The organism is Burkholderiaceae bacterium, assembly GCA_024235995.1.
Classification (GTDB): domain Bacteria; phylum Pseudomonadota; class Gammaproteobacteria; order Burkholderiales; family Burkholderiaceae_C; genus Ottowia.
Genome location: JACKLI010000001.1, coordinates 2,167,824 through 2,190,308 on the forward strand (window position 1 = coordinate 2,167,824; position 22,485 = coordinate 2,190,308).

Consider the following 22,485-nt stretch of genomic DNA (forward strand, 5'->3'; position numbering starts at 1 on the left):
CGTCGGGCTTGAGCACAATCGGGCCATGCCCAAGCCTCATCCAGCCCGCCCCGCCGGCCCGCCGTGCCAGGTGCGCATCATCGGCGGCCAATGGCGCCGCACGCCGCTGCCGGTGGCCGACCGGCCCGGCCTGCGCCCCACGCCCGACCGCGTGCGCGAGACGCTGTTCAACTGGCTGGGGCAGGACTTGACCGGCTGGCGCTGCATCGACGCCTTTGCCGGCACCGGCGCGCTGGGGCTGGAGGCCGCCTCGCGCGGGGCGGCCGAGGTGCTGCTGGTGGAGCAGGACGCGGGCCTGGCGCGGCAGTTGCAGGTGCTCAAGGAGCGGTTGCAGGCGCAGGCGGTGCAGGTGCGCCGGGGCGACGGCGTGGCCGCGCTGGCGGCGCGCCCGGCCGGTAGCGCCGACCTGGTGCTGCTCGATCCGCCGTTCGACGCCCAGGCGCTGTTTGCGCCCGCCCTGGCCGCCGCCGCGCGCGCCGTGCGCCCGACGGGCTTCGTCTACCTGGAGGCGCCTGCAACCTGGGACGCCGCGGCGCTGGCCAGTGCCGGGCTGGCTCCGCACCGGCATATGAAGGCCGGCGCCGTGCACGCGCACCTGCTGGTGCCGACTTGCGCATAATCGGCGCCGTCCGGGCGGGCCGCCCGATGGAGAGACACACCCATGAGCCGACACGTCATCGCCGTCTACCCCGGCACGTTCGACCCCATCACGCTGGGGCATGAGGACATCGTCCGCCGCGCCCGCGAGCTGTTCGACGAGGTCATCGTCGCGGTGGCCGTGGCCCACCACAAGAAGACGCTGTTCACGCTCGACGAGCGCCTGGCGATGGTGCAGGAGTCGGTGGCCAAGTGGCCCGACGTGCGCGCCGAGGCCTTCGACGGCCTGCTGAGCCACTACGTGCGCGCCAAGGGCGGCAAGGCCATGGTGCGCGGCCTGCGGGCGGTGTCGGACTTCGACTACGAATTTCAGCTGGCCGGCATGAACAGCAAGCTCGCGCCCGAGGTGGAGAGCGTGTTTCTCACCCCCAGCGGGCGCTACCAGTTCGTCAGCAGCACCCTGGTGCGCGAGATCGCCCTGCTGGGCGGCGACGTGGCGCAGTTCACCTCGCCGCACGTGTGGCAGCGGCTGATGGAGCGCAAGCAGGTCGGGCAAAAGCCCTGATTGGCTGTCCCTGACAGGCGGCGCCGATAAAATCAGCGGCTTGGGGCCGTGCATGTGCCCGGCCCGCCAACCAGGCCTGCGCATGAGCGAAATTTCCATCAACCGCCGCCGCCCCGAGTCGGGCACCAAGTTCGTCACGCCCGAAGGTACGCGCGCGGTGATGGACGGCATCAAGCCCAGTGCGCTGACCGAACTGCCCGACGTGGGCCGCAAGCCCGACTGGCTGCGCGTGCGCCTGCCGACGGGGGCAAAGTTCCAGGAGATCATGGACATCGTGCGCTCGCACAAGCTGGCCACGGTGTGTTCCGAATCCAAGTGCCCCAACATCGCCGAGTGCTGGGGCCGCGGCACTGCCACGCTGATGCTGATGGGCTCGGTGTGCACGCGCGCCTGCAAGTTCTGCTCGGTCAATACCGGCAACCCGCACGGCTGGCTGGACGCCGACGAGCCGGCCAACGTGGCCGACGCGGTGGCGCTGATGGGCCTGCGCTACGTGGTGCTGACCTCGGTCGACCGCGACGACCTGACCGACCTGGGCGCGGGCCACTACGCCGCCTGCATCAGCGCCATCCACGCCCGCATGCCCGACACGGCGGTGGAGGCGCTCACGCCCGACTTTCAGGGCAAGCACGATCTGGTGGCCCAGGTGCTGGATGCGGGCCTGGCCACCTACGCGCAGAACCTGGAAACCGTCAAGCGCCTGACGCACCCGGTGCGCGACGCGCGCGCCGGCTACGAGACCACGCTGGGCGTGCTCAAGTTCGCCAAGGGCTACGCGCCGCAGACAGTGTCCAAGACCAGCCTGATGCTGGGCCTGGGCGAGACCGACGGCGAGATCGAGCAGGCGCTCGACGACATGCGCGCCGCCGACGTGGACGTGGTGACCATGGGCCAGTACATGCGCCCCACCAAGAACCACCTGCCGGTGGAGCGCTTCGTCACGCCCGACGAATTTCAGAAATACCGCGAGCTGGCCCTGGGCAAGGGCTTTCTGGAGGTGGTGTCGGGCCCGCTGGTGCGCTCCAGCTACCGCGCCGAGCGCGTGCTGGAGCACAACAACGTGGGCCTGGACGAGGCGCTGAGCGGCATCCGCGAGTCGGCCGCGGCGGCGCTGCGCTGCTGACGGTCAGCTGTCCTTGCGCCGCGTGATGCTGCGCACCGGCTCGGCCAGCTTGGCGCCGGTGGCATGAAGCGCCTTGGCGCGCTCCACGCCCGCCTCGTGGTCCCAGGGCCTGGCCTCGGCCAGCAGGGCGGCGAGGGCGGCATCGTCCAGCGCGGCAAGCTCTGCCTCGGCATCGGCCAGGTTGTCCGAGCCCAGCAGGTGCTGCACCACCTCGGTGCCGTCCATGGGGCTGAGCACCAGCATCACGTTGCCGTAGGACGCTTCGAGCAGGGCGGCCTGCCAGTGGCGGCCATGGGAGTCGTCGAAGCTGCGCATCATCGTGGGCCCTTTCAAAACGCCGGTTTGCTATCGATGAAATAGCTGCCTTGGCTTGATTGACGCTGGCTACAGGCCGGTTTCATTCAAATGTTCACTGTTCGACAAACGCCCGCTCGACCACGAAGTCGCCCGGCGTGGTGGTGTTGCCTTCCTCGAAGCCGCGCGCTTCCAGCACGGCCTTGATGGACTTGAGCATCTCGGGGCTGCCGCACAGCATCACGCGGTCCAGACGCGCATCGAGCTCGGGCAGGCCCAGGTCCTTGGCCATGCGGCCGCTTTCAATGAGGTCGGGAATGCGGCCCTGGGTGGCGAAGGGCTCGCGCGTCACGGTGGGGTAGTACTTGAGCTGCTGGCTGACCAGCTCGCCCAGGAATTCGTGCCGGGGCAGCTCCTGCGTGATGTAGTCGCGGTAGGCCAGTTCGCTCACCAGCCGGCAGCCGTGCACCAGCACGACCTGCTCGAAGCGCTCGTAGGTCTCGGGGTCGCGGATGATGCTCATGAACGGCGCCAGGCCGGTGCCGGTGCCCAGCAGGTACAGGCGCTTGCCGGGCAGCAGGTAGTCGATCAGCAGGGTGCCGGTGGGCTTGTGGCCGACCAGCACCTTGTCGCCCGGCTGGATGTGCTGCAGGCGGCTGGTGAGCGGGCCGTCGGGCACCTTGATGCTGAGGAACTCCAGCTGCTCCTCGTAGTTGGGGCTGACGATGGAGTACGCCCGCAGCAGGGGCTTGTCGTTCACCTTCAGGCCGATCATGGTGAAGTGGCCGTTGGAAAAGCGCAGGCTGGGGCTGCGCGTGGTGGTGAAGGAAAACAGGCGATCGGTCCAGTGGTGCACCGAGAGGACTTGTTCTTCGTCAAAGGCGGCCATGAAGACGACGGTGGGCGCGCGGGCGCCGCGAATTGCTGCGATGCAGCATATTTTGCCCGAGATGCCGACGCCCGCCCCCCATGGGGCGGCTCAGGCCGGCGGTGGTCAATGCCTTGCTTCGATGGGGTTGCCGTACATGGGCTGGGTGCCGAACTGCGTGCTGATGGCGTGCGCCACGCCGCAGGCCAGCATGACGGGCACCGTCAGCTGAAACTGGTTGGTCATCTCCAGCACCATCACGATGGCCATCAGCGGCGCGTGGGTGACGGCGCTGAGCATGGCCGACATGCCGATCACCGCCAGCGTCAGCGGGTCGCCCACGGCCTCGGGCGGCAGCCAGTGGCCGGCGATCTGCGCCAGCGAGAAGCCGGTGGTGGCGCCCACGAACAGGGTGGGCGTGAACATGCCGCCGACGGCGCCCGAGCCGGTGTTGAACAGCGTGGCGGCAAACTTGGCGGCCAGGATGACCAGCACCCAGGGCCACAGGATCTGGCCGTTGAGCAGGTGCGAGATGGTGCTGAAGCCGTTGCCCCAGACCTCGGGCACGAAGGCCGACAGGCTGCCCGCCAGCAGCCCGCCCAGGCCCAGGCGCAGCGCCAGCGAGTCGATGCGCTTGAACGCGCCGCGCAGGCGGTCGACCCAGTCCAGCATCAGCCAGCCCATGCCGCCGCACACCAGGCCGGCGGCCAGCGCCAGGCCCAGGTTGCTGGACTCCAGCGGCACCGCGGGCATGGCGTACAGCGGCGCCGGGTCGATCAGCGTGTGGTTGACGATGCCGGCGGTGGCGGCGGCCATCAGCACCGGCGCCACCATGGGCGCCGACAGAAAGCCCAGCGCCAGCTCCAGCACGAACACCACGCCGGCGATCGGCGCGTGATAGACCGAGCCGATGCCGCAGGCGATGCCGCAGATCAGCAGCACCTGGCGCTGCTCGGGCGACAGCGCGACGGCGCGCGCCAGGCGCGAGGCCAGCCAGGCCGACAGCTGGATCATCGGCCCCTCGCGCCCGATGGAGGCGCCGCTGCCCACCGACAGCAGCGCCGACACGCTGCGCACCCAGGTGCTGCGGTCGTTCAAATCGACCGCGCCGGCGCGCGCGGCCGCCAGGTAGTCGGTGTAGCGCCCGCCCTGCGCATCGCGCGCGGCCCAGCGGTTGCCATAGGCCAGTACCAGGCCGGCCAGCGCGCCGCCCACGGTGCCGATCAGCGCGCGCTGCCAGGGCGGCAGCAGGCGCGCGGCCTCGACCAGGCTGCCGGTGTGGCCGGTGCTGAGCCATTCCACCGCGCCGATCAGGGCGCGAAAGCCGCTGGTGACGGCCACGGCCAGCAGGCCGGTGAGCACCGCGTACAGCCACAGGACGGGCGTGCGGACGGCGCGGTCCACGGGGGTGGGCATGAGGCGGAGCCCGGTGGCGGCGGGTTTACCGGGGCGCGGCCTCGTGGTGGTAGCGCGTCACGCGCTCGACCTCGTTCCTGGCGCCCAGAATCACGCTCACGCGCTCGTGCAGTTGCCGCGGCTTCACGTCCAGGATGCGCTGGTGGCCGTTGGTGGCCGCGCCGCCGGCCTGCTCGATCAGCCAGCTCATGGGGTTGGCCTCGTACATCAGGCGCAGCTTGCCGGGCTTGGCCGGCTCGCGCGCGTCCCAGGGGTACATGAAGATGCCGCCGCGCATCAGGATGCGGTGCACGTCGGCCACCATGGAGGCCACCCAGCGCATGTTGAAGTTCTTGCCGCGCGGGCCTTCCTTGCCGGCCAGGCATTCGTCGATGTAGCGGCGCACCGGCGGCGCCCAGTGGCGCATGTTGCTCATGTTGATGGCGAACTCCTGCGTGTCCTCGGGAATGCGCAGGCTTTCCTGCGTGAGGATGAAGCTGCCCTGCTCGCGGTCGAGCGTGAACATGTCCACCCCGTCGCCCACGGTCAGCACCAGCGTGGTCTGCGGGCCGTAGACGCAGTAGCCGGCCGCGACCTGGTGGCTGCCGGGCTGCAGGAAGTCGGCTTCCTCCACGCCACGGTCGTCCTCGGGCATCTTCAGCACGCTGAAGATGGTGCCGATGCTGACGTTGACGTCGATGTTGCTGGAGCCGTCCAGCGGGTCGAACAGCAGCAGGTATTCGCCCTTGGGGTAGCGGTTGGGCACCACGTGGATGGCTTCCATCTCCTCGCTGGCCATGGCCGCCAGGTGGCCGCCCCATTCGTTAGCCTCGATCAGCACCTCGTTGGCGATGATGTCCAGCTTTTTCTGCACCTCGCCCTGCACGTTCTCGCTGCCGGCCGTGCCCAGCACGCCGCCCAGGGCGCCCTTGTTGACGGCGTGGCTGATGCTCTTGCAGGCGCGCGCCACCACCTCCAGCAGCAGGCGCAGCTGGCCCGGGATGTGGCCGCCCACGCGCTGCTTTTCGACCAGGTGGCGGGTGAGGGAGATGCGGGGTTGCGTCATGGCTCAGGCGTTGGTGGGTGCGGGTTGATCGGCGAGGGCGCGCGTGACCACCTCGCGCACGTCGTTGGACAGCCTGGGCTGGGCCGCCACGCGGGCGATGGCCTCGCGCGCGGCGCCGCGCCAGGGCTCGGCCAGGCGCGCCCAGGCGTCCAGGGTGCGGGCCAGGCGCGAGGCCACCTGCGGGTTGATGGCGTCAAGCGCCAGCACCTGCTCGGCCCAGAAGGCGTAGCCGGCGCCGTCGGCACGGTGAAAGCCCGCCGGGTTGCCGCTGCAGTAGCCGAACAGCAGGCTGCGCGCGCGGTTGGGGTTCTTCAGCGTGAAGTCGGGGTGCTGCATCAGCCGGCGCACGGCGGGCAGGGCGCTGCCGGCGACGTCGGGCGCGCGCGCCTGCAGGGCGAACCACTTGTCGACCACCAGCGCCTCGTGGCGCAGGCGCGCGTAGAACAGCTCCAGCGCGCGCGCCGCCAGCGGGTGGCCGCAGCCCAGCAGGGCCTGCAGGGCGTTCTCGCGGTCGGTCATGTTGCCGGCGTCCTTCACGCGCTGGTAGGCCTTGCCGGGCCACACGGCGTCGCCCTCGGCGGCCAGGCACAGCATGGCCAGGGCCTGGCCGGCCAGGGCGCGGCGGCCGCTGGAGACCGGGTCGGGCGCGTAGGCGCCGGTGTCGTGGTGGTGCTCCCAGGCCCATTGCCAGTCGGCGCGCAGGGCGCTGGCGAGTTGGCGGCGCATGGCGTCCCGCACGGCGTGGATGCGCTGCGGATCGACGTTGCCGGGCAACTGGTCGGCGATGTAGCTTTCGCCCGGCAGGCCCAGGGCCAAGGCCTTGAAGGCGGCGTCCAGGGCCGGCTCGCGCAGCACGGCGCGCAGGGCGGCCAGGTGGGCGTCGTCGAGGGGGGCCGCGGCCACGTCGCCACCGGCGGCCAGCTGCGCCAGCGCCACGCGCAGCGCCAGCTGCTGGCCGGCTTCCCAGCGGTTGAAGGGGTCGCTGTCGTGCGCCAGGCGGTGCATCAGCTGCTCGGCCGTAGCATCCATCTGCAGCTTGACGGGGGCCGAGAAGCCGCGCAGCAGCGAGGGCACGGGCTCTTGCGCGACGCCGGTGAACACCAGCGTGGCCGTGGGCTGGTGCAGCACGGCGACGTCGCCATGCAGCAGCGCGCCAGCCTGCAGGTTCAGCGGCACGTCGCGCCCGTCGGCGCCCACCAGGCCCAGGCGCAGCGGGATCAGCATGGGCTGCTTGTCGGGCTGGCCGGGCGTGGGCGGGCAGCTTTGCGACAGCTGCAGGGTGTAGGTCTGCGCGGCGGCGTCCCAGTGCCCCTGCGCGGTGACGACGGGCGTGCCGGCCTGGCTGTACCAGAGCTTGAACTGCGCCAGCCGCTCGGCCAGCGCGCTGGCGGGGTTGGCGTCGGCCATGGCCTGGATGAAGTCGTCGCAGGTGACGGCGTGGCCGTCGTGGCGCTGGAAGTACAGATCCAGCCCCTGGCGAAAGCCCTCGCGCCCCAGCAGGGTCTCGACCATGCGCACCACCTCGGCGCCCTTTTCGTAGATGGTGGTGGTGTAGAAGTTGGTGATCTCCAGGTATTCGTCGGGGCGCACCGGGTGGGCCATGGGGCCGGCGTCCTCGGCGAACTGCACGGTGCGCAGGGTGATGACGTCGCCGATGCGCTTGACCGCGCGCGCGCTGGCGGTGCCGGCCATGTCCATGCTGAAGCTCTGGTCGCGAAAGACCGTCAGGCCTTCCTTGAGCGAGAGCTGGAACCAGTCGCGGCAGGTGACGCGGTCGCCCGTCCAGTTGTGGAAGTACTCGTGCCCGATCACGCCCTCGATGGCCTCGAAGTCGGCGTCGGTGGCGGTGGCGGGCTTGGCCAGCACGTACTTGCTGTTGAAGATGTTCAGGCCCTTGTTCTCCATGGCGCCGAAGTTGAAGTCGCTGGTGGCCACCACCATGAAGCGCTCCAGGTCGAGCTTGAGGCCGAAGCGCCATTCGTCCCACAGCACCGAGTGCACCAGCGCGTTCATGGCGTGCTCGGTCTGGTCCAGGTCGCCCGGGCGCACCCAGACCTGCAGCAGATGGTTGCTGCCCGAGCGCGTGGTGATGCGCTGCTCGCGCGCCACCAGGTTGCCGGCCACCACGGCGAACAGGTAGCAGGGCTTCTTGTGCGGGTCGTGCCAGGTGGCGAAGTGGCGCCCGCCCTCCAGCTCGCCCGCGTCGACGAGGTTGCCGTTGGACAGCAGCACCGGCCAGCGCTTCTTGTCGGCGCGCAGGGTGACGGTGTAGGTGGCCATCACGTCCGGGCGGTCCAGGAAGTAGGTGATGCGCCGGAAGCCCTCGGACTCGCACTGGGTGAAGAAGTCGCCCCCGCTCATGAACAGGCCCATCAGCCTGCTGTTCTTCTCGGGGCTGCAGGTGGTGAAGATCTCCAGCGCGAAGGGCGCGTCGCCCTCGGGCAGGTTCTCCAGCACCAGCTGCTGGCCCTCCATGCGGAAGCTGCAGCCGGCGCCGTCCAGCAGCACGCGCGCCAGGTTGAGCTCGTCGCCGTCGAGCTTGAGCGGCTGCGCCGGCACGTCGGGGTTGCGGCGCAGCACCAGCTTGCTGAGCACGCGGGTCTTGGCCGGGTCCAGGTCGATGGTGAGATCGACGGTGTCGATCCAGAACGCGGGCGGTGCGTAGTCCAGGCGCCGGGTGACGGCGGTTTGTCCTTCACGCATGTTCAATCCTTTACTATCATTTGGCTAGCTGCTTGCGCTTTGTTGATGGGCGCTGCAGCCCGATTTGTCTCAAAAAATCAGACACCCTGCTTGAGGCTGGCCTCGATGAAGGCGTCCAGGTCGCCGTCCAGCACCTTCTGCGTGTTGCTGATCTCGACGCCGGTGCGCAGGTCCTTGATGCGGCTGTTGTCCAGCACGTAGCTGCGGATCTGGTGGCCCCAGCCGACGTCGGTCTTGCTGTCTTCCAGCTTTTGCTGCTCTTCCATGCGCTTGCGCATCTCGTGGTCGTACAGGCGCGAGCGCAGGCGCCGCCAGGCAACGTCGCGGTTGCTGTGCTGGCTGCGGCTGTCCTGGCATTGCACCACGATGCCGGTGGGCATGTGCGTCAGGCGCACGGCCGAGTCGGTCTTGTTGATGTGCTGGCCGCCGGCGCCGCTGGCGCGGTAGGTGTCCACGCGCACGTCGGCGGGGTTGATGTCGATCTCGATCGAGTCGTCGATCTCGGGGTAGACGAACACGCTGGCGAAGCTGGTGTGGCGCCCGCCCGAGCTGTCGAACGGGCTCTTGCGCACCAGGCGGTGCACGCCGGTCTCGGTGCGCAGCAGGCCGTAGGCGTATTCGCCCTCGATCTTGATGGTGGCGCCCTTGATGCCCGCGCTGTCGCCCGGCGTCTCGTCCTCGATGGTGGTGGTGAAGTCCTTGCGCTCGGCGTACTTCAGGTACTGGCGCAGCAGCATGCTGGCCCAGTCGCAGGCCTCGGTGCCGCCGGCGCCGGCCTGGATGTCCAGGAAGCAGTTGAGCGGGTCGGCCGGCTGGTTGAACATGCGGCGAAACTCCAGCTCCTCCACCGTTTTTTGCAGGCGGCTGGTGTCCTGCTCGATGGCCAGCAGCGCGCCGTCGTCGCCCTCGTCGCGGCTGAGCTCGTACAGCTCGGCGCCATCGGCCAGCTCGCGCGCCAGCTCGTCCAGCACCAGGACCACGCCGTCGAGCTGCTTCTTTTCCTTGCCCAGCTCCTGGGCCTTCTTGGGGTCGTTCCAGACCGCGGGGTCTTCCAGCGCGGCGTTGACGGTTCTCAGGCGTTCGGCTTTGGCATCGTAGTCAAAGATACCCCCGGAGTTCGGCGGTGCGCGCGCGGAGGTCTTCGATCTGGGTGCCGATCTGGTTCAGGTGTTCTGCGTCCATGGTGCTTCGATGTTCAGGGGTGGGGCGCGCGGGCCCGTGCGGCGCGCCAAACCGGGTATTTTCCCATGCATGCGCGGGCGCTGCCGCGCGGAGCGGGGCCGCTCAGGCGGGCGCCAGAAAGGCCTCGATCTGGCGCGCCAGCCGCTCGGGCTGGTCGTGGTGCAGCATGTGGCCGCAGTCGGGCAGGGTGTGGCGCTGGCAATGGGGCACCGACTGCAGGCGCTGGTGGAACTCGTCCAGCGTGAAGCGGCGCTGCCACCACTGGCCCATGCTGTCGTCGCTGGCCTCCACCATCAGGGTGGGCGCGGTGATGGCGGCGTACAGCGCCAGCATCTCGTCGACGCGAAACAGCTGCGCGCTGGTGACGCGGTGGGCGGCGTCGCCGCGGATGTGCCAGCGCGTGGCGCCGTCCACGCCCGTGCGCGGCTCGGCCCACTGGCGCGCCAGCCAGTCGGCCTTGTCTTGCGGCAGGCGGCGGTTGGTCTTCATCAGGCGGGCGGCCACGCCGGCTGCGTCGTCGTAGGTCCGAAGGTCCTGCTCGCCGCGCTGCAGGGCCTTGATCTCGTCCATCCAGCGGGCGTAGCGGGCGGGCGCCTGCTCGGGCCGGGTGGCGGGCATGCCGAAGCCCTCCAGGTTGACCAGCCGGCGCACGCGCCGCGGCCGCGCGCCGGCGTACATCATGGCCACGTTGCCGCCCATGCTGTGGCCGACCAGGTCGACCGGGGCGTCGCCGGCATGGTGGTCGAGCAGGGCGTCCAGGTCGCCCAGGTAGTCGGCAAAGGCGTAGTGGTCGCAGGCCGGGCCGCTGCTCTGGCCAAAGCCGCGCCAGTCGGGCGCGATGATCAGGCGGTCCTGGAAGAAGCCGTCGGACAGCGCGTCGACCATGAACTGCCAGGAGGCGGCCACGTCCATCCAGCCGTGCGCCAGCACCAGGGGCGGGCGGGGTCCCTTCTGACCCCACGAAAGCACGTGATAGCGGTACAGTCGCAGCGGGACGAAATCGCTGCGCGCGGGCCTGAGGACGGTGTAGGTGGACATCGCGCGAATCTTAGAGGAGACGGTGATGACGGCAGGTCAAGTTGGCGACCACCACGCGGCCATGCAGGCCGGCTTTCGCTGGCTGGTGCCGCGCCACTTCAACATCGCGCAGGCCTGCTCGGCGCGCTGGGCGGCGCTGCCGGGCGCCGGCGAGCGGGTGGCGGTGATCGAGCACCGCGTGGGCGCCAAACCGGTGACGTACTCGTACGCGCAGCTGCAGGCGCAGGCCAATCGCCTGTCCAACGCCCTGGCGCGCCTGGGCGTGCGCACCGGCGACCGCGTGGCCATCGTCATGCCGCAGCGCTTCGAGACGGCGGTGGCCTACATGGCGGTGCTGCAGATGGGCGCCATCGCCATGCCGCTGTCGCAGCTGTTCGGCCCCGAGGCGCTGGAATACCGGCTGCAGAACGCCGCGGCCACGGTGGCGATCTGCGATGAGGGCGCGCTGGCCAACCTGCTGGCCGCGCGCGAAACCTGCCTGGCGCTGCAGACGGTGATCGGCCTGGGCGCCGGCGCCGAGCGCGCCGACCACGAGTGGCACGCGCTGCTGGCCAGGTCGCGCGAGCGCTTTGCCGCCGCCGACACGCTGGCCGACGACGCGGCCGTGCTGATCTACACCAGCGGCACCACCGGTCCGCCCAAGGGCGCGCTCATCCCGCAGCGCGCGCTGATCGGCAACCTGCCCGGCTTCGTGTGCAGCCAGAACTGGTTCGGCTTCGACGCGGCCGCGCCCGGCCGCGCCAGCCGCGCCGTCTTCTGGAGCCCGGCGGACTGGGCCTGGACCGGGGGGCTGATGGATGCGCTGCTGCCCACCCTGTACTTCGGCCGCCCCATCGTGGCCCACAACGGCCGCTTCGATCCGACCGAGGCGTTCGAGATCCTGTCGCGCCACCGCGTCACGCACGCCTTCTTGTTCCCCACCGCGCTCAAGGCCATGATGAAGGCGGTGCCGCACCCGCGCCCGCGCTACGCGCTGCAGTTGCAAGGCCTGATGAGCGCCGGCGAGGCGGTGGGCGATGCGTTGTTCGCCTACTGCCGCAAGGAGCTGGGCGTGGTGGTCAACGAGATGTTCGGCCAAACGGAGGTGAATTACGTCGTTGGCAACTGTGCCATGAACGACCACCGTCTGCCGGGTGTCGGCTGGCCCGCCAGGCCGGGCAGCATGGGCCGCGGCTACCCCGGCCACCTGGTGGCGCTGATCGACGACAAGGGCGAGCAGGTGCCGGTGGGCGAGCCCGGCGAGGTGGCCGTCCGCCGCACCGACGTCCACGGCCACCACGACCCGATCTTCTTTCTGGGCTACTGGAACAACGAGGCCGCCACGCGCGCCAAGTTCAGCGGCGACTGGTGGCGCACGGGCGACCTGGCGGTGCGCGACGCCGAGGGCTACCTGTGGTATCAGGGGCGGGCCGACGACGTGTTCAAGGCCGCGGGCTACCGCATCGGCCCGGGCGAGATCGAGAACTGCCTGGTCAAGCACCCGGCGGTGCTCAACTGCGCGGTGGTGCCCAAGCCCGACGCCGCGCGCGGCGCGCTGGTCAAGGCCTACGTCGTGCTCAGTCCTGATTTTGTAGCTGCCCGCGCTCTGCAGGCGGGGGCTACAGCCCAATTCGAACTGAATTTGATCGCCGCCCTGCAGGAGCACGTCAAGGGCAAGCTGGCACCCTACGAGTACCCGAAGGAGATCGAGTTCATCGACCAACTGCCGACCACCACCACGGGCAAGGTGCAGCGGCGCGTGCTGCGCCTGCAGGAGGAGGAGCGCGCCCGCGCGGCCGGGCTTGTGTAGGGGTGCGCAGCGGGCGCTGCGGGCTTCGCCCTAAGAACGTGTTTACGACCGGTTCATGGTGCCCGCAAGGCAGCAAAAAGCCGCAATCGAGGCGCGCGCCGCAGGCCATGCTGGTGGCCTGGACAAGGTGCGCAACGACGAGTGCGGCTTTTTGCTGCCTTGCCCGAAGGGTTGCCCCGCAAAGGCAGCGTCTGCGGCGTTGCAAATCCTCGCCGGGCCACCAGCCCGGCTGCGGTTTGCGCCTTGCATCCACTGCCTTTGCGGGGCAACGGGCACCATGAACCGGTCGTAAACACGTTCTAAACTCGTGCTCATGATGAACACGATTTCCCTGGGCGCCAGCGACCTGCGCGTCACCCCCATCGGCCTGGGTACCATGACCTTCGGCGAGCAGGTGAGCGAGAGCGACGCCCATGCCATCCTGGACCGCGCGGTGGAGCGCGGCGTCAACTTCGTCGACACGGCGGAGATGTATTCGGTGCCCCCGCGCGCCGAGACCTACGGCCGCACCGAGGCCATCATCGGCCACTGGCTCAAGGCCCGGCCCGGCATGCGCCAGCGCATCGTGCTGGCCAGCAAGGTGGCCGGCCCTTCGCGCGACGCGCCCTGGATTCGCGCCGGCGCCGGCATGACGGCGGCCGACATCGAGGCCTCGTGTCACGCCAGCCTGAAGCGCCTGCAGACCGACGCCATCGACCTCTACCAGATCCACTGGCCCGAGCGCCAGGTGCCCGCCTTCGGCCGCCTGTACTACGACCCGGCGCAGGAGCACTCGCAAACGCCGATCCTGGAGCAGTTGCAGGCGCTGGCGCGCCTGGTGCAGGCCGGCAAGGTGCGCCACATCGGCCTGAGCAACGAGACGCCCTACGGCGTGCACGAGTTCGTGCGCCTGGCCGAGCAGCTGGGCCTGCCGCGCGTGGCCAGCGTGCAGAACTGCTATTGCCTGATCAACCGCTCGGTGGACAACGCGCTGGACGAGACCTGCCACCGCCTGAACGTGGGCCTGCTGGCCTTCTCGCCGCTGGGCGCCGGCCTGCTCACCGGCAAGTACGACGCCAGCGGCTTCACCGGGCCCGGCGCGCCCGTGGGCCGCATGAGCCTGTACGAGCGCCAGCGCAAGATGCGCTGGGGCCGGCCCGCCGCGCTGGCCGCCGCGCGGCGCTACAACCAGCTGGCGCGCGATCACGGCCTGACGCCCACCCAGCTGGCGCTGGCCTTCTGCTACCGCTCCTGGCGCGTGGCCAGCACGCTGATCGGCGTGACGAGCCTGGCGCACCTGGACGAGAACCTGGACGCCTGGAGCGTGCCGCTGTCGCCCGAGCTGCTGGCGGCGGTGGATGGGATCCGGCTCGACGCGCGCGACCCGGCGCAGTGACCCCATGGGCAAGGCCAAGACCGCCCACGTCAGCGAAACGCCCGCCACCGCGGTGTTGCGCCAGCACGGCGTGGCCTTCACCGAGCACCCGTACGACTACGTGGAGCACGGCGGCGCCACGCACAGCGCCGAGGTGCTGGGGTTCGATCCTTTCAGCGTGGTCAAGACCCTCGTCATGCAGGACCAGGACGCCAAACCCCTGATCGTGCTGATGCACGGCAACCGCAAGGTCAGCACCAAGAACCTGGCGCGGCAGATCGGCGCCAAGTCGGTCGAGCCCTGCAAGCCCGAGGTGGCCAGCCGGCACAGCGGCTACCAGGTGGGCGGCACCTCGCCCTTCGGCACGCGCCGTGCCATGCCGGTGTTCATCGAGAAGAGCATCCTCGAGCTGCCGCGCATCGCCCTGAACGGCGGGCGGCGCGGCTACCTGATCGGCATCGAGCCGCAGGTTTGCGTCGCGCTGCTGCATGCCAGGCCGGTCGAGTGCGCCATTGATTTGTAACAACGGCACGCCTGCGCATGGTGGCAAAATGCGCATCCTGCGCTTGTTGATGAAGCGCCGTCAGCTACAAAACGAGGAGTAACAAGCTTGAACCCCCTGGGCGCCGTCCTGGCCACGCTCGCGGCCTATCTGATCGGCTCGCTGAGCTTTGCCGTCATCGTCAGCCGCGCCATGGGCCTGGCCGACCCGCGCAGCTACGGCAGCGGCAACCCGGGCGCCACCAACGTGCTGCGCTCGGGCTCCAAGGCGGCGGCCATCGTCACCTTGTTGTTGGACGCCGCCAAGGGCTGGCTGCCGGTGATGCTCGTCAAGTGGTTCGGGCCTGACTATGGCCTGGGCGAAGGCACGCAGGCGCTGGTGGGCGTGGCGGCTTTCCTGGGGCACCTGTGGCCGGTGTTCTTCCGCTTTAAGGGCGGCAAGGGCGTGGCCACCGCCGCCGGCGTGCTGCTGGCCTTCGAGCCCTGGCTGGGCGTGGCCGCGCTGGCCACGTGGCTGATCATCGCCATCTTCTTTCGCTACTCGTCGCTGGCCTCCATCGTGGCGGCGGTGTTCGCCCCGGCGTACTACCTGCTGGGCAACGGCGTGGGCTGGACGGCCAGCGGCGCCAAGGCGCTGGCCATGGGCGCCATGGGGCTGCTGCTGATCTACCGCCACCGCGAGAACATCCGCCGCCTGCTGGCCGGTACCGAATCCAGACTGGGGAGCAAGAAATCATGAGCACCATCACCCGACTGTGCGTGGGGCAGCGCCTGAGCGAGGCCTCGGTCTTCAACGGCATCGTGCACCTGGGCGGCATGGTGCCCGAAAGCGGCGCCACCGACATCCGCAGCCAGACGGCGGACGTGCTGGCCCAGGTCGACGCGCACCTGGCCGCCTGCGGCAGCGACAAGAGCCGCATCCTGCGGGTGCAGATCTACCTGGCCAACATCGCCGACATCGGCGGCATGAACGTGGTGTGGGACGCCTGGGTGGCCCCCGGCCACGCGCCCCCGCGCGCCACCGTGCAGGCCGCGCTGGCCGACCCGGCGTGGAAGATCGAGATGGTGGTGACGGCCGCGCAGCGCTGATTACCGGCGCACCGACACCTTGTCGCCGAGCACGGTGACGATCCGGCCGTCGATCTCCACGCGCAGCGCGCCGCGCTCGTCGATGCCGCGGCCGGTACCGTGCTGCGCTCCCTGCGGGCCGTGGATGGTGAGCGGCTGGCCGGCCAGGCTGTCCAGGCGTGCAAAGCCGTCGGCAAAGGCCGACAGGCCCTCGCGCTCGAAGCGCCGCAGCCCGGTGCGCAGGTGATCGATCAGGTGGGCCGCCAGCCGGTTGCGATCGGGCAGGGCGGCGGCGCACGCGGTGGCCAGGTCGGTGGCCGGCTGCTGCACCTGCTGCTGCAGCTCCGGCGTCAGGCGCAGGTTCAGGCCCAGCCCGATGCGGGCCACGCACGGCCCGTCGTATTCGCCATCCACCTCGATCAGGATGCCCGCCAGCTTGCGGCCTGACACGACCAGATCGTTGGGCCATTTCAGCTGCAGCCCGGGGATGGCGGTCATGCTGGTGAGCGCCTGCGCGGCGCACACGCCCATCGCGACGGACAGGCCCGAGAGCGCGGCCGGGCCGCTGGAAAAGCGCTTCAGGCACGAGAGCATCAGGCCCATGCCGGGGGGCGAATGCCAGTCGCGCCCACGCCGCCCGCGCCCCGCGCTCTGGCTTTCGGCCAGCACGGCGGTGAGGTCGGGGGCGCTGGCGGCGATGCGCGCCAGCTCGTCCTGCGTCGAGTCCAGTTGCCAGTGCACGTGCACCGGCGCGGCGGGCGGTGCGAGCGCGGCGGTGATCGCCTGCGCATCCAGCAACTCAACGGCCCAGGGCAGGCGGTAGCCCGCGCCGGTGCGTGCCTGCACCGGCAGGCCCATGGCGCGCAGCGCGGCGATCTGCTTCCAGATGGCCGCCCGCGTGATGCCCAGCCGCCCGGCCAGCGCCTCGCCGGAGACGGCATCGCCACTGGCCAGCTGCCGCAGCAGGTCCTGTGCGGAAAAGCCTTGTTTCATGGCCGGAGTGTGCCTCAGCCCGGCATGGCCGCGGCCTGCGGTGTCGTCTTGGATATGGTAATGATGTAAACCAATTAATTTTCAATAGGTTGACAATACGCTTTACAACCAGGATACTTCGCGGCTTCCGCTTTTCATTGGAGGTCTCCCCATGACTCAACCCGTTGCGGCACCGCTGGCCTTGCGTCCCGCCGTCGCCCCCAGTTGGCAGCGCCAGATGCTGCTCGTCCTCGGGGGCACGGCGGTGCTGACCGCGTCGTCCTACGTCAGCATTCCGCTGCAGCCCGTGCCGGTCTCGATGCAGACCTTTGCCGTGCTGATGGTGGGCGCCGTGTATGGCTGGTGCCTGGGCGGTTTGACCGTGCTGGCCTGGTTGCTGCAGGCGCTGGTCGGCATGCCGGTGTTGGCCGGCGGTGCGGGCGGCCTGGCACCGTTCATGGGCAAGACGGCGGGCTACCTGCTGGCTTTTCCGCTGGCCGCCATGCTGATGGGCTGGCTGGCCGCGCGTGGCTGGGATGGCGCGCGGCCCCTGCGCGCGTTCTGGGCCATGCTGCTGTGCACCACGCTGATCCTGCTGGTGGGTGGCGCCTGGCTGGGGGTGCTGATCGGCGCCGACAAGGGCTGGCAGTTCGGCGTGCTGCCTTTCCTCGTGGGTGATGTTGTCAAGTCCGCCCTGGGCGCGGCCTCGCTGGCGCTGTGGCACGGGGTGTGCCGGCGCCGTGCATGACGCTGGCGTTGCGCGCCCACCACCTGCTGTGCCTGCTGACCTACGCCGGCACAGGCTACAGCGCCGCCTTCGTGCGCAACTTCGATGCCGTGGCCGAGCGCATCGCTGCTGGCGAGGGCGTGGCGCTGGCGGCGGGGCCGGACGCGATCTGCGCGCCGGTGTGCGCGGACGAGGGTGACGGTGCGCACTGCCATTGCGCCAGTGTGTCGATGCGCGACGAGCGGGCGGCGCAGGCGCTGGCGCCCCTGCTGGGGCCGCCGGGCCCCAGCGGTGGCTGGCAGCTGGATGCGCCCTTGCTGGCGCGCCTGCGGGTCGCCTTTGCCGATGGCCGCCTGCGCGGCGCCTGCGTGGACTGCCAGTGGGCCGATCTGTGCACCCAGGTGGCGCGCCAGGGCTATGCCGGGGTGCGTATGCCTGCGCTGTCGACTTGAATGTTGCTTCAATCCCTGAAGTTGTCGAACGACAGCGGCAAGTCGGTCATCTCTTTTTTCAGCAGCGCCATCACCGCCTGCAAATCGTCGCGCTTGGCGCCGGTCACGCGCACCGCTTCGCCCTGGATGGCGGCCTGCACCTTGAGCTTGCTTTCCTTCACCAGCTTCTGGATCTTCTTGCTGTCCTCGCTGGCAATGCCGCTTCTCACCTTGACGACCTGCTTGACCTTGTCACCGCCCACCTTCTGCACCGTGCCCTTGTCCAGAAAGCGCACGTCCACGCCGCGCTTGGTCAGCTTGTTGCGCAGAATGTCTTCCACCTGCTGCAACTGAAAATCGGCATCGCCCAGCAGGGTGATTTCCTTGTCCTTCAGCTCGATGGCCGCGCTCGTGCCTTTGAAGTCAAAGCGTGTGCCGATCTCCTTGGCGGCGTTGTCCACCGCGTTGCGCACTTCCACCATATCGGGGTCGCAAACCGTGTCGAAAGAGGGCATGGTCAATTCCTTGTCTTGTAATGTCGGGAGGCCGTGTTTTCAGCGCCCTTTGGCGGGGCGATCGAACTTGCGCCAATATTGAAACGCGTCTTCGTGCACCTCGAAGTCCAGATCCTGCACGCGCGTCAGCCATCGCTCCTGCACATTGGCGACCGCCTGGTTGTACACCAGCGGGCCAATCTCTTCCAGAAAAAAGCCCAGCAGCGCGCCAGCCGACACGTTGCCGATCGGCTCGTCCATGTTCTCGGCAAAGTAGCGCATGAGCGATTCGATCGCCTGCTGGCGGTCGTCCTTGGCGATCTCGATGGGCATGACAGCGGCGCGTTGGTGCAGGGGGCGATGCGACAATTGTCCCATGCTCATCCAGCGCAACGTGTCCCTGCAGCCGCTCAACAGCTTCGGCATCATGGCGCGCGCGGCCCACCTGCTGGCCGTGCGCGGCGAGGCCGACGTGCGCGCGCTGCTGGCCGACGCCAAACTGGCCGCGCAGCCGCGCTTCGTGCTGGGCGGCGGCAGCAACATCGTGCTGACGGGCGATGTCAAGGGCGTGGTGCTCAAGGTCGAGGTGCCGGGCCGCCGCGTGGTGGCGCAAACCGACCGCCACGCCCTCGTGGAAGCGGGCGCGGGCGAGAACTGGCACGACTTCGTCGCCTGGACGCTCGACCAGGGCCTGCCCGGCCTGGAGAACCTGGCCCTGATCCCCGGTACCGTGGGCGCCAGCCCGGTGCAGAACATCGGCGCCTACGGGCTGGAGCTGCAAGACCGCTTTCACGAGTTGGACGCGATCGACTTGCACACGGGCGAATTGTTCACGCTGAACGCCGCGCAATGCGGCTTTGGCTACCGCGACTCGGTCTTCAAGCACACGGCGGCGCAGGAGGGTGGTTTCGGCCTGGCCGGCCGCGCGCTGATCCTGCGGGTGCGTTTTGCGCTGCCCCGCGCGTGGCAGCCGGTGCTGGGCTACCTGGACCTGGAGCGCAGGATGGCCGAGGAGGGCGTTCGCCGGCCCGGCGCGCGCCAGATCTTCGACTGGATCGTGGCCATTCGCCGCGCCAAATTGCCCGACCCGGCCGTCATCGGCAACGCCGGCAGCTTCTTCAAGAACCCCACCGTCACGCCCGAGCAGTGCCAGGACATCATCGGCCGCGACCCGCACGTGGTGCACTACCCCATGCCCGACGGCAGCGTCAAGCTGGCGGCGGGCTGGCTGATCGACGCCTGCGGCTGGAAAGGCAAAAGCGTGGGCAATGCGGCGGTGTACGACAAGCAGGCCCTGGTGCTGATCAATCGAGGCGGGCACCAGAATCCGGCCACCGGTGGCGAGGTGATGACCCTGGCGCGCGCCATCCAGACCAGCGTGTACGAGCGCTTCGGCATCCGGCTGGAGCCGGAGCCGGTGGTGATGTAGCCGGCGCGACCGGCCGAACGGCTCTCCCACCCCGATGCTACGCAGGCGGATCGGGCAGCGGCGCGCGGTGTGCGCCGGCCGTGCTGGTGACCAGCAGGCCCAGCACGATCAGCACGATGCCGATGCGCTCCGTCGCGCTGGGTTGTTCGTGCAGCAGTGCCCAGGCCAGCAAGACCGCGCCGATGGGCACGCCCAGGCTGGACAGGCTGGCCACGGTGGTGGGTAGGCGCTCGACGACGAAGGCCCACAGCGTCCACGCCAGGCTGGTGGCCAGCACGGCCGAGTACAGCAGCCCGTAGACCATCGCGCCGGACCACTCGATCGGGCGCGACGGGATCAGCCATGCCGCCACGATCAGCAGCAGCGTGCCCAGCAGCATCTGCCAGGCGGTGAAGGCCAGTGGCGAGGGCCGGTGCAGCTCGAACATGCGCTTGGACAGGACCGTGCCCAGGCCCCAGCAGGCGCCGCTGGCGACGGCCAGCGCCGCGCTTTGCCAGTTGCCCAGCCCCCGCCAGGGCTCGATGATGAAGATCAGGCCGGCCACGGCCAGCACGATGCCCAGCCAGTGGCGCGCACCGGGGCGCTCGTGCAGCAGCCACCAGGCCAGCAGCACCGACCAGAACGGCATCGTGTAGGCCAGCACCGACACCCGCCCGGTGCCGCCGCTGGCCAGCGCCCATTGCGCCAGGCTTTGAAAGGCCGTCGTTTGGGCGGCACCGACGGCCAGCGTCAGGCCCAGCGGCGGTGGCTCGAGCGATTGGCGGCGCAGCACCATCACGCCGAACAGCATGGCGGTGGCCAGGGCGAAGCGCAGCGCGACGAAGTCGAACGGGCCGATGTAGGGCGTGACCTGCTTCATCACCACCCAGCCGTAGGCCCACACGCCGATCACCACGATCATGGCGAGCGCGGCGGTGCGTTGCGACTTGGGGTGGAAAGACACGAAGAGCTATTGCGAAGTGGATTGCACGGGCAATAGCCAATCCATCCGTGATGGGCGGTTGGGTAGGTTGCCAAAGGTGCCTGCAGCCGGAGACAAGCCTACCTCAAACGCCCATCGCAGGTCGAGGACTCGGCGTTGGCTTCGGTCCATTCAGCCAACGCCAGCCAGAAGGGCATCAATCCAGTTTGATGTTTTCCTTCTGGATCACCTCGCGCATGGTGTCCGAGTCCGCGCGAACCTGCTTGGCGAAGGAGGCCGAATCCTGGAAGTCGGGATACAGCGCCGAGAGTTGCAGCTGCTCGCGCACACCTGGCATTTCGAGGGCCTGCTTCACGTAAGCGGCCATCTTGCCGACGATGGCTTCGGAAGTGCCCTTGGGTGCAAAGATGCCGAACCAGCTGCCGGAGAACGGAAGCTTGAAGCCCTGTTCCTCGAGCGTCGGAATATTCGGCAGTTCGGGGTTGCGGACGTCTGCCGTGGTTGCCAGGCCTTTGAGCGTGCCGTCCTTGACGCGTGGCGCCGTGGCGGGGTCGTACATCAGCGTGACGCGACCTCCGATGAGATCGGTCATCGATTCGGCGGCGCCCTTGTAAGGAACATGCAACACGTCGATGCCCGCTTGCTTGTGCAACAGCACGGCTGAGAGGTGAACGATCGAGCCGACCCCGTTGGTGGCAAAGGAATACTTGCCGGGGCTGGCCTTGGCGGAGGCGACGAACTCCTTGTAGTTGGAAAACGGGGCGTCCTTGCTGGTCGTGATCAGGCCGTACGACGAGGCGAGCTTGGCCACCGGAACGAAGCTGTCGACGGAATAATTGAGCTTGCGCAACCACGGCGCGATGGTCACGGTTGCCATGGGCGTGACCAGGAACGTGTAGCCATCGGGCGCAGCACGCGCGGCATAGTCGGTACCCAGGGTCGCGGCTGCGCCGGCCCTGTTTTCGACGATGATGGGCTTGCCGACCTGCTTGGAGACGCGATCGGCGATGAAGCGTGTGATGATGTCTGCCGATCCGCCCGGTGGATAAGGCGTGATGAAGGTGATGGGTTTGTCCGGCCAGGCAGCGGCGGCTTGCGCCGTGGCGGGGACGATGGCGGCACACAGCGCGGAGGCTGCGGCCAGGGCGAGGAAGCGGCGAGTGAAGGCCATGGTTGCTTGCTCCTGAAAATTGAGTTCAAAAATGGGTCAGCGACCGGTGAAGCGGGGTGCGCGCTTTTCCTTGAACGACGCCACGCCTTCCTTGATGTCCTCGCTGGTGGCGATGCCCTGGATCAGGCGGTGCTGCGGGTAGTACAGCTCGGTGGGCGAGGCGGGCAGGGTGCGCCGGGCGATCGACTTCATCGCCTGCACCACCAGCGGCGCATTGGCGGCAATCTTGGCCGCCAGTGCCATGGCGACGGCGAGGGCCTGGCCCTTGGGTGCCACACGGTTGACGAGCCCGATTTCGTAAGCGCGCTGGGCGCTCATTGCGTCGCCCGTCATCAGCCATTCCAACCCGGCCTTGTACTGCAGGCGCGGCGGAAAGCCGGCCATGATGCCGGCAAAGGCGCCGATCTTGGCTTCGGGATAGATGAACTGGGTGCCTTCCTCGGCCACCGCCATGTCGGCCAGCATCACCAGCGTCGAGCCCGCGCCCACGGCAAAGCCGTTGACGGCGGCGATGATGGGCTTGTCGCAGGGCACCGACAGGTTGGGCATGGCCAGCCATACGTCGCGCGGCATGTCCTTCAGGTCGGCCCCCGAGGTGAAGCCCTGCTCGCCGGCGCCGTGCACCACGGCCACGCGGTCACCGTCATCGCGCGCAAAGCGTTGCCAGGCGGCCTGCAACCCCTGGACGGCGTCGTTGTTGAGCGCGTTGCGCATCTCCGGCCGGTTGATGGTGATGCGGGCGATGCCGTCCTTGGATTCGTAGGTGACTGCGGTCATGAAGACTCCTGAAGTTGAA

Annotated in this window: 24 protein-coding genes; 11 read left to right on the forward strand and 13 right to left on the reverse strand. The window is 69.2% G+C overall.

Annotation, left to right across the window (positions count from 1 at the left end):
• The first annotated feature begins 25 nt into the window (after positions 1-25).
• The 3 genes from rsmD to lipA all read left to right on the forward strand — a co-directional run bounded on the left by rsmD (position 26) and on the right by lipA (position 2,285).
• The gene (rsmD, locus tag H6927_10505) at positions 26-619 is read left to right on the forward strand and encodes a 16S rRNA (guanine(966)-N(2))-methyltransferase RsmD (GenBank protein ID MCP5218527.1); all 594 of its coding nucleotides are present in this window, start codon (positions 26-28) and stop codon (positions 617-619) included.
• A 42-nt stretch (positions 620-661) separates the two neighbouring features.
• Positions 662-1,162, forward strand: a complete 501-nt coding sequence (gene coaD, locus H6927_10510; GenBank protein MCP5218528.1) for a pantetheine-phosphate adenylyltransferase — start codon at positions 662-664, stop codon at positions 1,160-1,162.
• Positions 1,163-1,244: 82 nt separating this feature from the next.
• On the forward strand, positions 1,245-2,285 hold the full coding sequence (gene lipA, locus H6927_10515) for a lipoyl synthase (protein MCP5218529.1): 1,041 nt from the start codon (positions 1,245-1,247) through the stop codon (positions 2,283-2,285).
• 3 nt (positions 2,286-2,288) lie between these two features.
• Here lipA and H6927_10520 read toward each other — a convergent pair whose 3' ends face one another.
• From H6927_10520 to H6927_10550, 7 genes are all read right to left on the reverse strand, one after another.
• Positions 2,289-2,603 (reverse strand): hypothetical protein, encoded by a 315-nt coding sequence (locus H6927_10520; GenBank protein MCP5218530.1) that lies wholly within the window; start codon positions 2,601-2,603, stop codon positions 2,289-2,291.
• Positions 2,604-2,694: 91 nt separating this feature from the next.
• Positions 2,695-3,468 carry a ferredoxin--NADP reductase gene (locus H6927_10525; GenBank protein ID MCP5218531.1) on the reverse strand — a complete coding sequence of 258 codons (774 nt, stop codon included), beginning with the start codon at positions 3,466-3,468 and terminating at the stop codon, positions 2,695-2,697.
• A 105-nt stretch (positions 3,469-3,573) separates the two neighbouring features.
• Positions 3,574-4,863 (reverse strand): chloride channel protein, encoded by a 1,290-nt coding sequence (locus tag H6927_10530; protein MCP5218532.1) that lies wholly within the window; start codon positions 4,861-4,863, stop codon positions 3,574-3,576.
• Between the two features lie 25 nt (positions 4,864-4,888).
• Positions 4,889-5,908, reverse strand: a complete 1,020-nt coding sequence (locus H6927_10535; GenBank protein MCP5218533.1) for a class 1 fructose-bisphosphatase — start codon at positions 5,906-5,908, stop codon at positions 4,889-4,891.
• Positions 5,909-5,911: 3 nt separating this feature from the next.
• Positions 5,912-8,611, reverse strand: a complete 2,700-nt coding sequence (gene pepN, locus H6927_10540; protein MCP5218534.1) for an aminopeptidase N — start codon at positions 8,609-8,611, stop codon at positions 5,912-5,914.
• Positions 8,612-8,688: 77 nt separating this feature from the next.
• Positions 8,689-9,793, reverse strand: a protein-coding gene (gene prfB / locus H6927_10545) for a peptide chain release factor 2 (protein MCP5218535.1) whose coding sequence is annotated in 2 segments (ribosomal slippage) — positions 8,689-9,711 and positions 9,713-9,793 — 1,104 coding nt in all. Because the reading frame shifts where the segments join, the coding sequence is not laid out codon by codon here.
• Between the two features lie 102 nt (positions 9,794-9,895).
• Positions 9,896-10,831, reverse strand: a complete 936-nt coding sequence (locus H6927_10550; GenBank protein MCP5218536.1) for an alpha/beta hydrolase — start codon at positions 10,829-10,831, stop codon at positions 9,896-9,898.
• 61 nt (positions 10,832-10,892) lie between these two features.
• Here H6927_10550 and H6927_10555 point away from each other — a divergent pair, with 61 nt between their 5' ends.
• The 5 genes from H6927_10555 to H6927_10575 all read left to right on the forward strand — a co-directional run bounded on the left by H6927_10555 (position 10,893) and on the right by H6927_10575 (position 15,564).
• Positions 10,893-12,620, forward strand: a complete 1,728-nt coding sequence (locus H6927_10555; protein MCP5218537.1) for an AMP-binding protein — start codon at positions 10,893-10,895, stop codon at positions 12,618-12,620.
• 316 nt (positions 12,621-12,936) lie between these two features.
• Positions 12,937-13,995, forward strand: coding sequence for an aldo/keto reductase (locus H6927_10560; GenBank protein ID MCP5218538.1), 1,059 nt, complete (start codon positions 12,937-12,939; stop codon positions 13,993-13,995).
• Between the two features lie 4 nt (positions 13,996-13,999).
• Positions 14,000-14,497: an aminoacyl-tRNA deacylase gene (locus H6927_10565; GenBank protein ID MCP5218539.1), complete on the forward strand. Its 498-nt coding sequence runs from the start codon at positions 14,000-14,002 to the stop codon at positions 14,495-14,497.
• A gap of 87 nt (positions 14,498-14,584) precedes the next feature.
• A complete protein-coding gene (gene plsY / locus H6927_10570; GenBank protein ID MCP5218540.1) occupies positions 14,585-15,214 on the forward strand; it encodes a glycerol-3-phosphate 1-O-acyltransferase PlsY in 630 nt (209 codons plus the stop codon).
• On the forward strand, positions 15,211-15,564 hold the full coding sequence (locus H6927_10575) for a RidA family protein (GenBank protein MCP5218541.1): 354 nt from the start codon (positions 15,211-15,213) through the stop codon (positions 15,562-15,564). The genes plsY and H6927_10575 overlap by 4 nt, the downstream gene beginning before the upstream one ends.
• Here the strand turns inward: H6927_10575 and H6927_10580 are convergent, their stop codons facing one another.
• The gene (locus H6927_10580) at positions 15,565-16,536 is read right to left on the reverse strand and encodes a biotin--[acetyl-CoA-carboxylase] ligase (protein ID MCP5218542.1); all 972 of its coding nucleotides are present in this window, start codon (positions 16,534-16,536) and stop codon (positions 15,565-15,567) included.
• Between the two features lie 217 nt (positions 16,537-16,753).
• On the opposite strand from H6927_10580, the gene H6927_10585 reads away from it, so the two are divergent.
• Positions 16,754-17,263: a biotin transporter BioY gene (locus H6927_10585; protein MCP5218543.1), complete on the forward strand. Its 510-nt coding sequence runs from the start codon at positions 16,754-16,756 to the stop codon at positions 17,261-17,263.
• On the forward strand, positions 17,260-17,694 hold the full coding sequence (locus tag H6927_10590) for a DUF1284 domain-containing protein (protein MCP5218544.1): 435 nt from the start codon (positions 17,260-17,262) through the stop codon (positions 17,692-17,694). The genes H6927_10585 and H6927_10590 overlap by 4 nt, the downstream gene beginning before the upstream one ends.
• Before the next feature lie 8 nt (positions 17,695-17,702).
• Here the strand turns inward: H6927_10590 and H6927_10595 are convergent, their stop codons facing one another.
• Both H6927_10595 and H6927_10600 read right to left on the reverse strand, forming a co-directional pair.
• Positions 17,703-18,188 carry a YajQ family cyclic di-GMP-binding protein gene (locus tag H6927_10595; GenBank protein ID MCP5218545.1) on the reverse strand — a complete coding sequence of 162 codons (486 nt, stop codon included), beginning with the start codon at positions 18,186-18,188 and terminating at the stop codon, positions 17,703-17,705.
• A 39-nt stretch (positions 18,189-18,227) separates the two neighbouring features.
• Positions 18,228-18,500 (reverse strand): DUF2164 domain-containing protein, encoded by a 273-nt coding sequence (locus H6927_10600; protein ID MCP5218546.1) that lies wholly within the window; start codon positions 18,498-18,500, stop codon positions 18,228-18,230.
• Between the two features lie 43 nt (positions 18,501-18,543).
• Between H6927_10600 and murB the strand changes: the two genes are divergently transcribed.
• Positions 18,544-19,596, forward strand: coding sequence for a UDP-N-acetylmuramate dehydrogenase (gene murB / locus H6927_10605; GenBank protein MCP5218547.1), 1,053 nt, complete (start codon positions 18,544-18,546; stop codon positions 19,594-19,596).
• A 37-nt stretch (positions 19,597-19,633) separates the two neighbouring features.
• Here the strand turns inward: murB and H6927_10610 are convergent, their stop codons facing one another.
• The 3 genes from H6927_10610 to H6927_10620 form a co-directional block, all read right to left on the reverse strand.
• Positions 19,634-20,497, reverse strand: coding sequence for an EamA family transporter (locus H6927_10610; protein ID MCP5218548.1), 864 nt, complete (start codon positions 20,495-20,497; stop codon positions 19,634-19,636).
• A gap of 217 nt (positions 20,498-20,714) precedes the next feature.
• Complete coding sequence (locus H6927_10615) at positions 20,715-21,689, reverse strand: tripartite tricarboxylate transporter substrate binding protein (GenBank protein MCP5218549.1); 975 nt, start codon at positions 21,687-21,689, stop codon at positions 20,715-20,717.
• 36 nt (positions 21,690-21,725) lie between these two features.
• Positions 21,726-22,466 (reverse strand): enoyl-CoA hydratase/isomerase family protein, encoded by a 741-nt coding sequence (locus H6927_10620; GenBank protein MCP5218550.1) that lies wholly within the window; start codon positions 22,464-22,466, stop codon positions 21,726-21,728.
• Between the last annotated feature and the right edge of the window lie 19 nt (positions 22,467-22,485).

Bases quoted from the DNA above. Each gene is read 5' to 3' on its own strand.
- rsmD (MCP5218527.1), top strand. From the start codon at position 26: ATGCCCAAGCCTCATCCAGCCCGCCCCGCCGGCCCGCCGTGCCAGGTG.
- coaD (MCP5218528.1), top strand. From the start codon at position 662: ATGAGCCGACACGTCATCGCCGTCTACCCCGGCACGTTCGACCCCATC.
- lipA (MCP5218529.1), top strand. From the start codon at position 1,245: ATGAGCGAAATTTCCATCAACCGCCGCCGCCCCGAGTCGGGCACCAAG.
- H6927_10520 (MCP5218530.1), bottom strand. From the start codon at position 2,603: ATGATGCGCAGCTTCGACGACTCCCATGGCCGCCACTGGCAGGCCGCC.
- H6927_10525 (MCP5218531.1), bottom strand. From the start codon at position 3,468: ATGGCCGCCTTTGACGAAGAACAAGTCCTCTCGGTGCACCACTGGACC.
- H6927_10530 (MCP5218532.1), bottom strand. From the start codon at position 4,863: ATGCCCACCCCCGTGGACCGCGCCGTCCGCACGCCCGTCCTGTGGCTG.
- H6927_10535 (MCP5218533.1), bottom strand. From the start codon at position 5,908: ATGACGCAACCCCGCATCTCCCTCACCCGCCACCTGGTCGAAAAGCAG.
- pepN (MCP5218534.1), bottom strand. From the start codon at position 8,611: ATGCGTGAAGGACAAACCGCCGTCACCCGGCGCCTGGACTACGCACCG.
- H6927_10550 (MCP5218536.1), bottom strand. From the start codon at position 10,831: ATGTCCACCTACACCGTCCTCAGGCCCGCGCGCAGCGATTTCGTCCCG.
- H6927_10555 (MCP5218537.1), top strand. From the start codon at position 10,893: ATGCAGGCCGGCTTTCGCTGGCTGGTGCCGCGCCACTTCAACATCGCG.
- H6927_10560 (MCP5218538.1), top strand. From the start codon at position 12,937: ATGAACACGATTTCCCTGGGCGCCAGCGACCTGCGCGTCACCCCCATC.
- H6927_10565 (MCP5218539.1), top strand. From the start codon at position 14,000: ATGGGCAAGGCCAAGACCGCCCACGTCAGCGAAACGCCCGCCACCGCG.
- H6927_10575 (MCP5218541.1), top strand. From the start codon at position 15,211: ATGAGCACCATCACCCGACTGTGCGTGGGGCAGCGCCTGAGCGAGGCC.
- H6927_10580 (MCP5218542.1), bottom strand. From the start codon at position 16,536: ATGAAACAAGGCTTTTCCGCACAGGACCTGCTGCGGCAGCTGGCCAGT.
- H6927_10585 (MCP5218543.1), top strand. From the start codon at position 16,754: ATGCTGCTCGTCCTCGGGGGCACGGCGGTGCTGACCGCGTCGTCCTAC.
- H6927_10590 (MCP5218544.1), top strand. From the start codon at position 17,260: ATGACGCTGGCGTTGCGCGCCCACCACCTGCTGTGCCTGCTGACCTAC.
- H6927_10595 (MCP5218545.1), bottom strand. From the start codon at position 18,188: ATGCCCTCTTTCGACACGGTTTGCGACCCCGATATGGTGGAAGTGCGC.
- H6927_10600 (MCP5218546.1), bottom strand. From the start codon at position 18,500: ATGCCCATCGAGATCGCCAAGGACGACCGCCAGCAGGCGATCGAATCG.
- murB (MCP5218547.1), top strand. From the start codon at position 18,544: ATGCTCATCCAGCGCAACGTGTCCCTGCAGCCGCTCAACAGCTTCGGC.
- H6927_10610 (MCP5218548.1), bottom strand. From the start codon at position 20,497: ATGATCGTGGTGATCGGCGTGTGGGCCTACGGCTGGGTGGTGATGAAG.
- H6927_10615 (MCP5218549.1), bottom strand. From the start codon at position 21,689: ATGGCCTTCACTCGCCGCTTCCTCGCCCTGGCCGCAGCCTCCGCGCTG.
- H6927_10620 (MCP5218550.1), bottom strand. From the start codon at position 22,466: ATGACCGCAGTCACCTACGAATCCAAGGACGGCATCGCCCGCATCACC.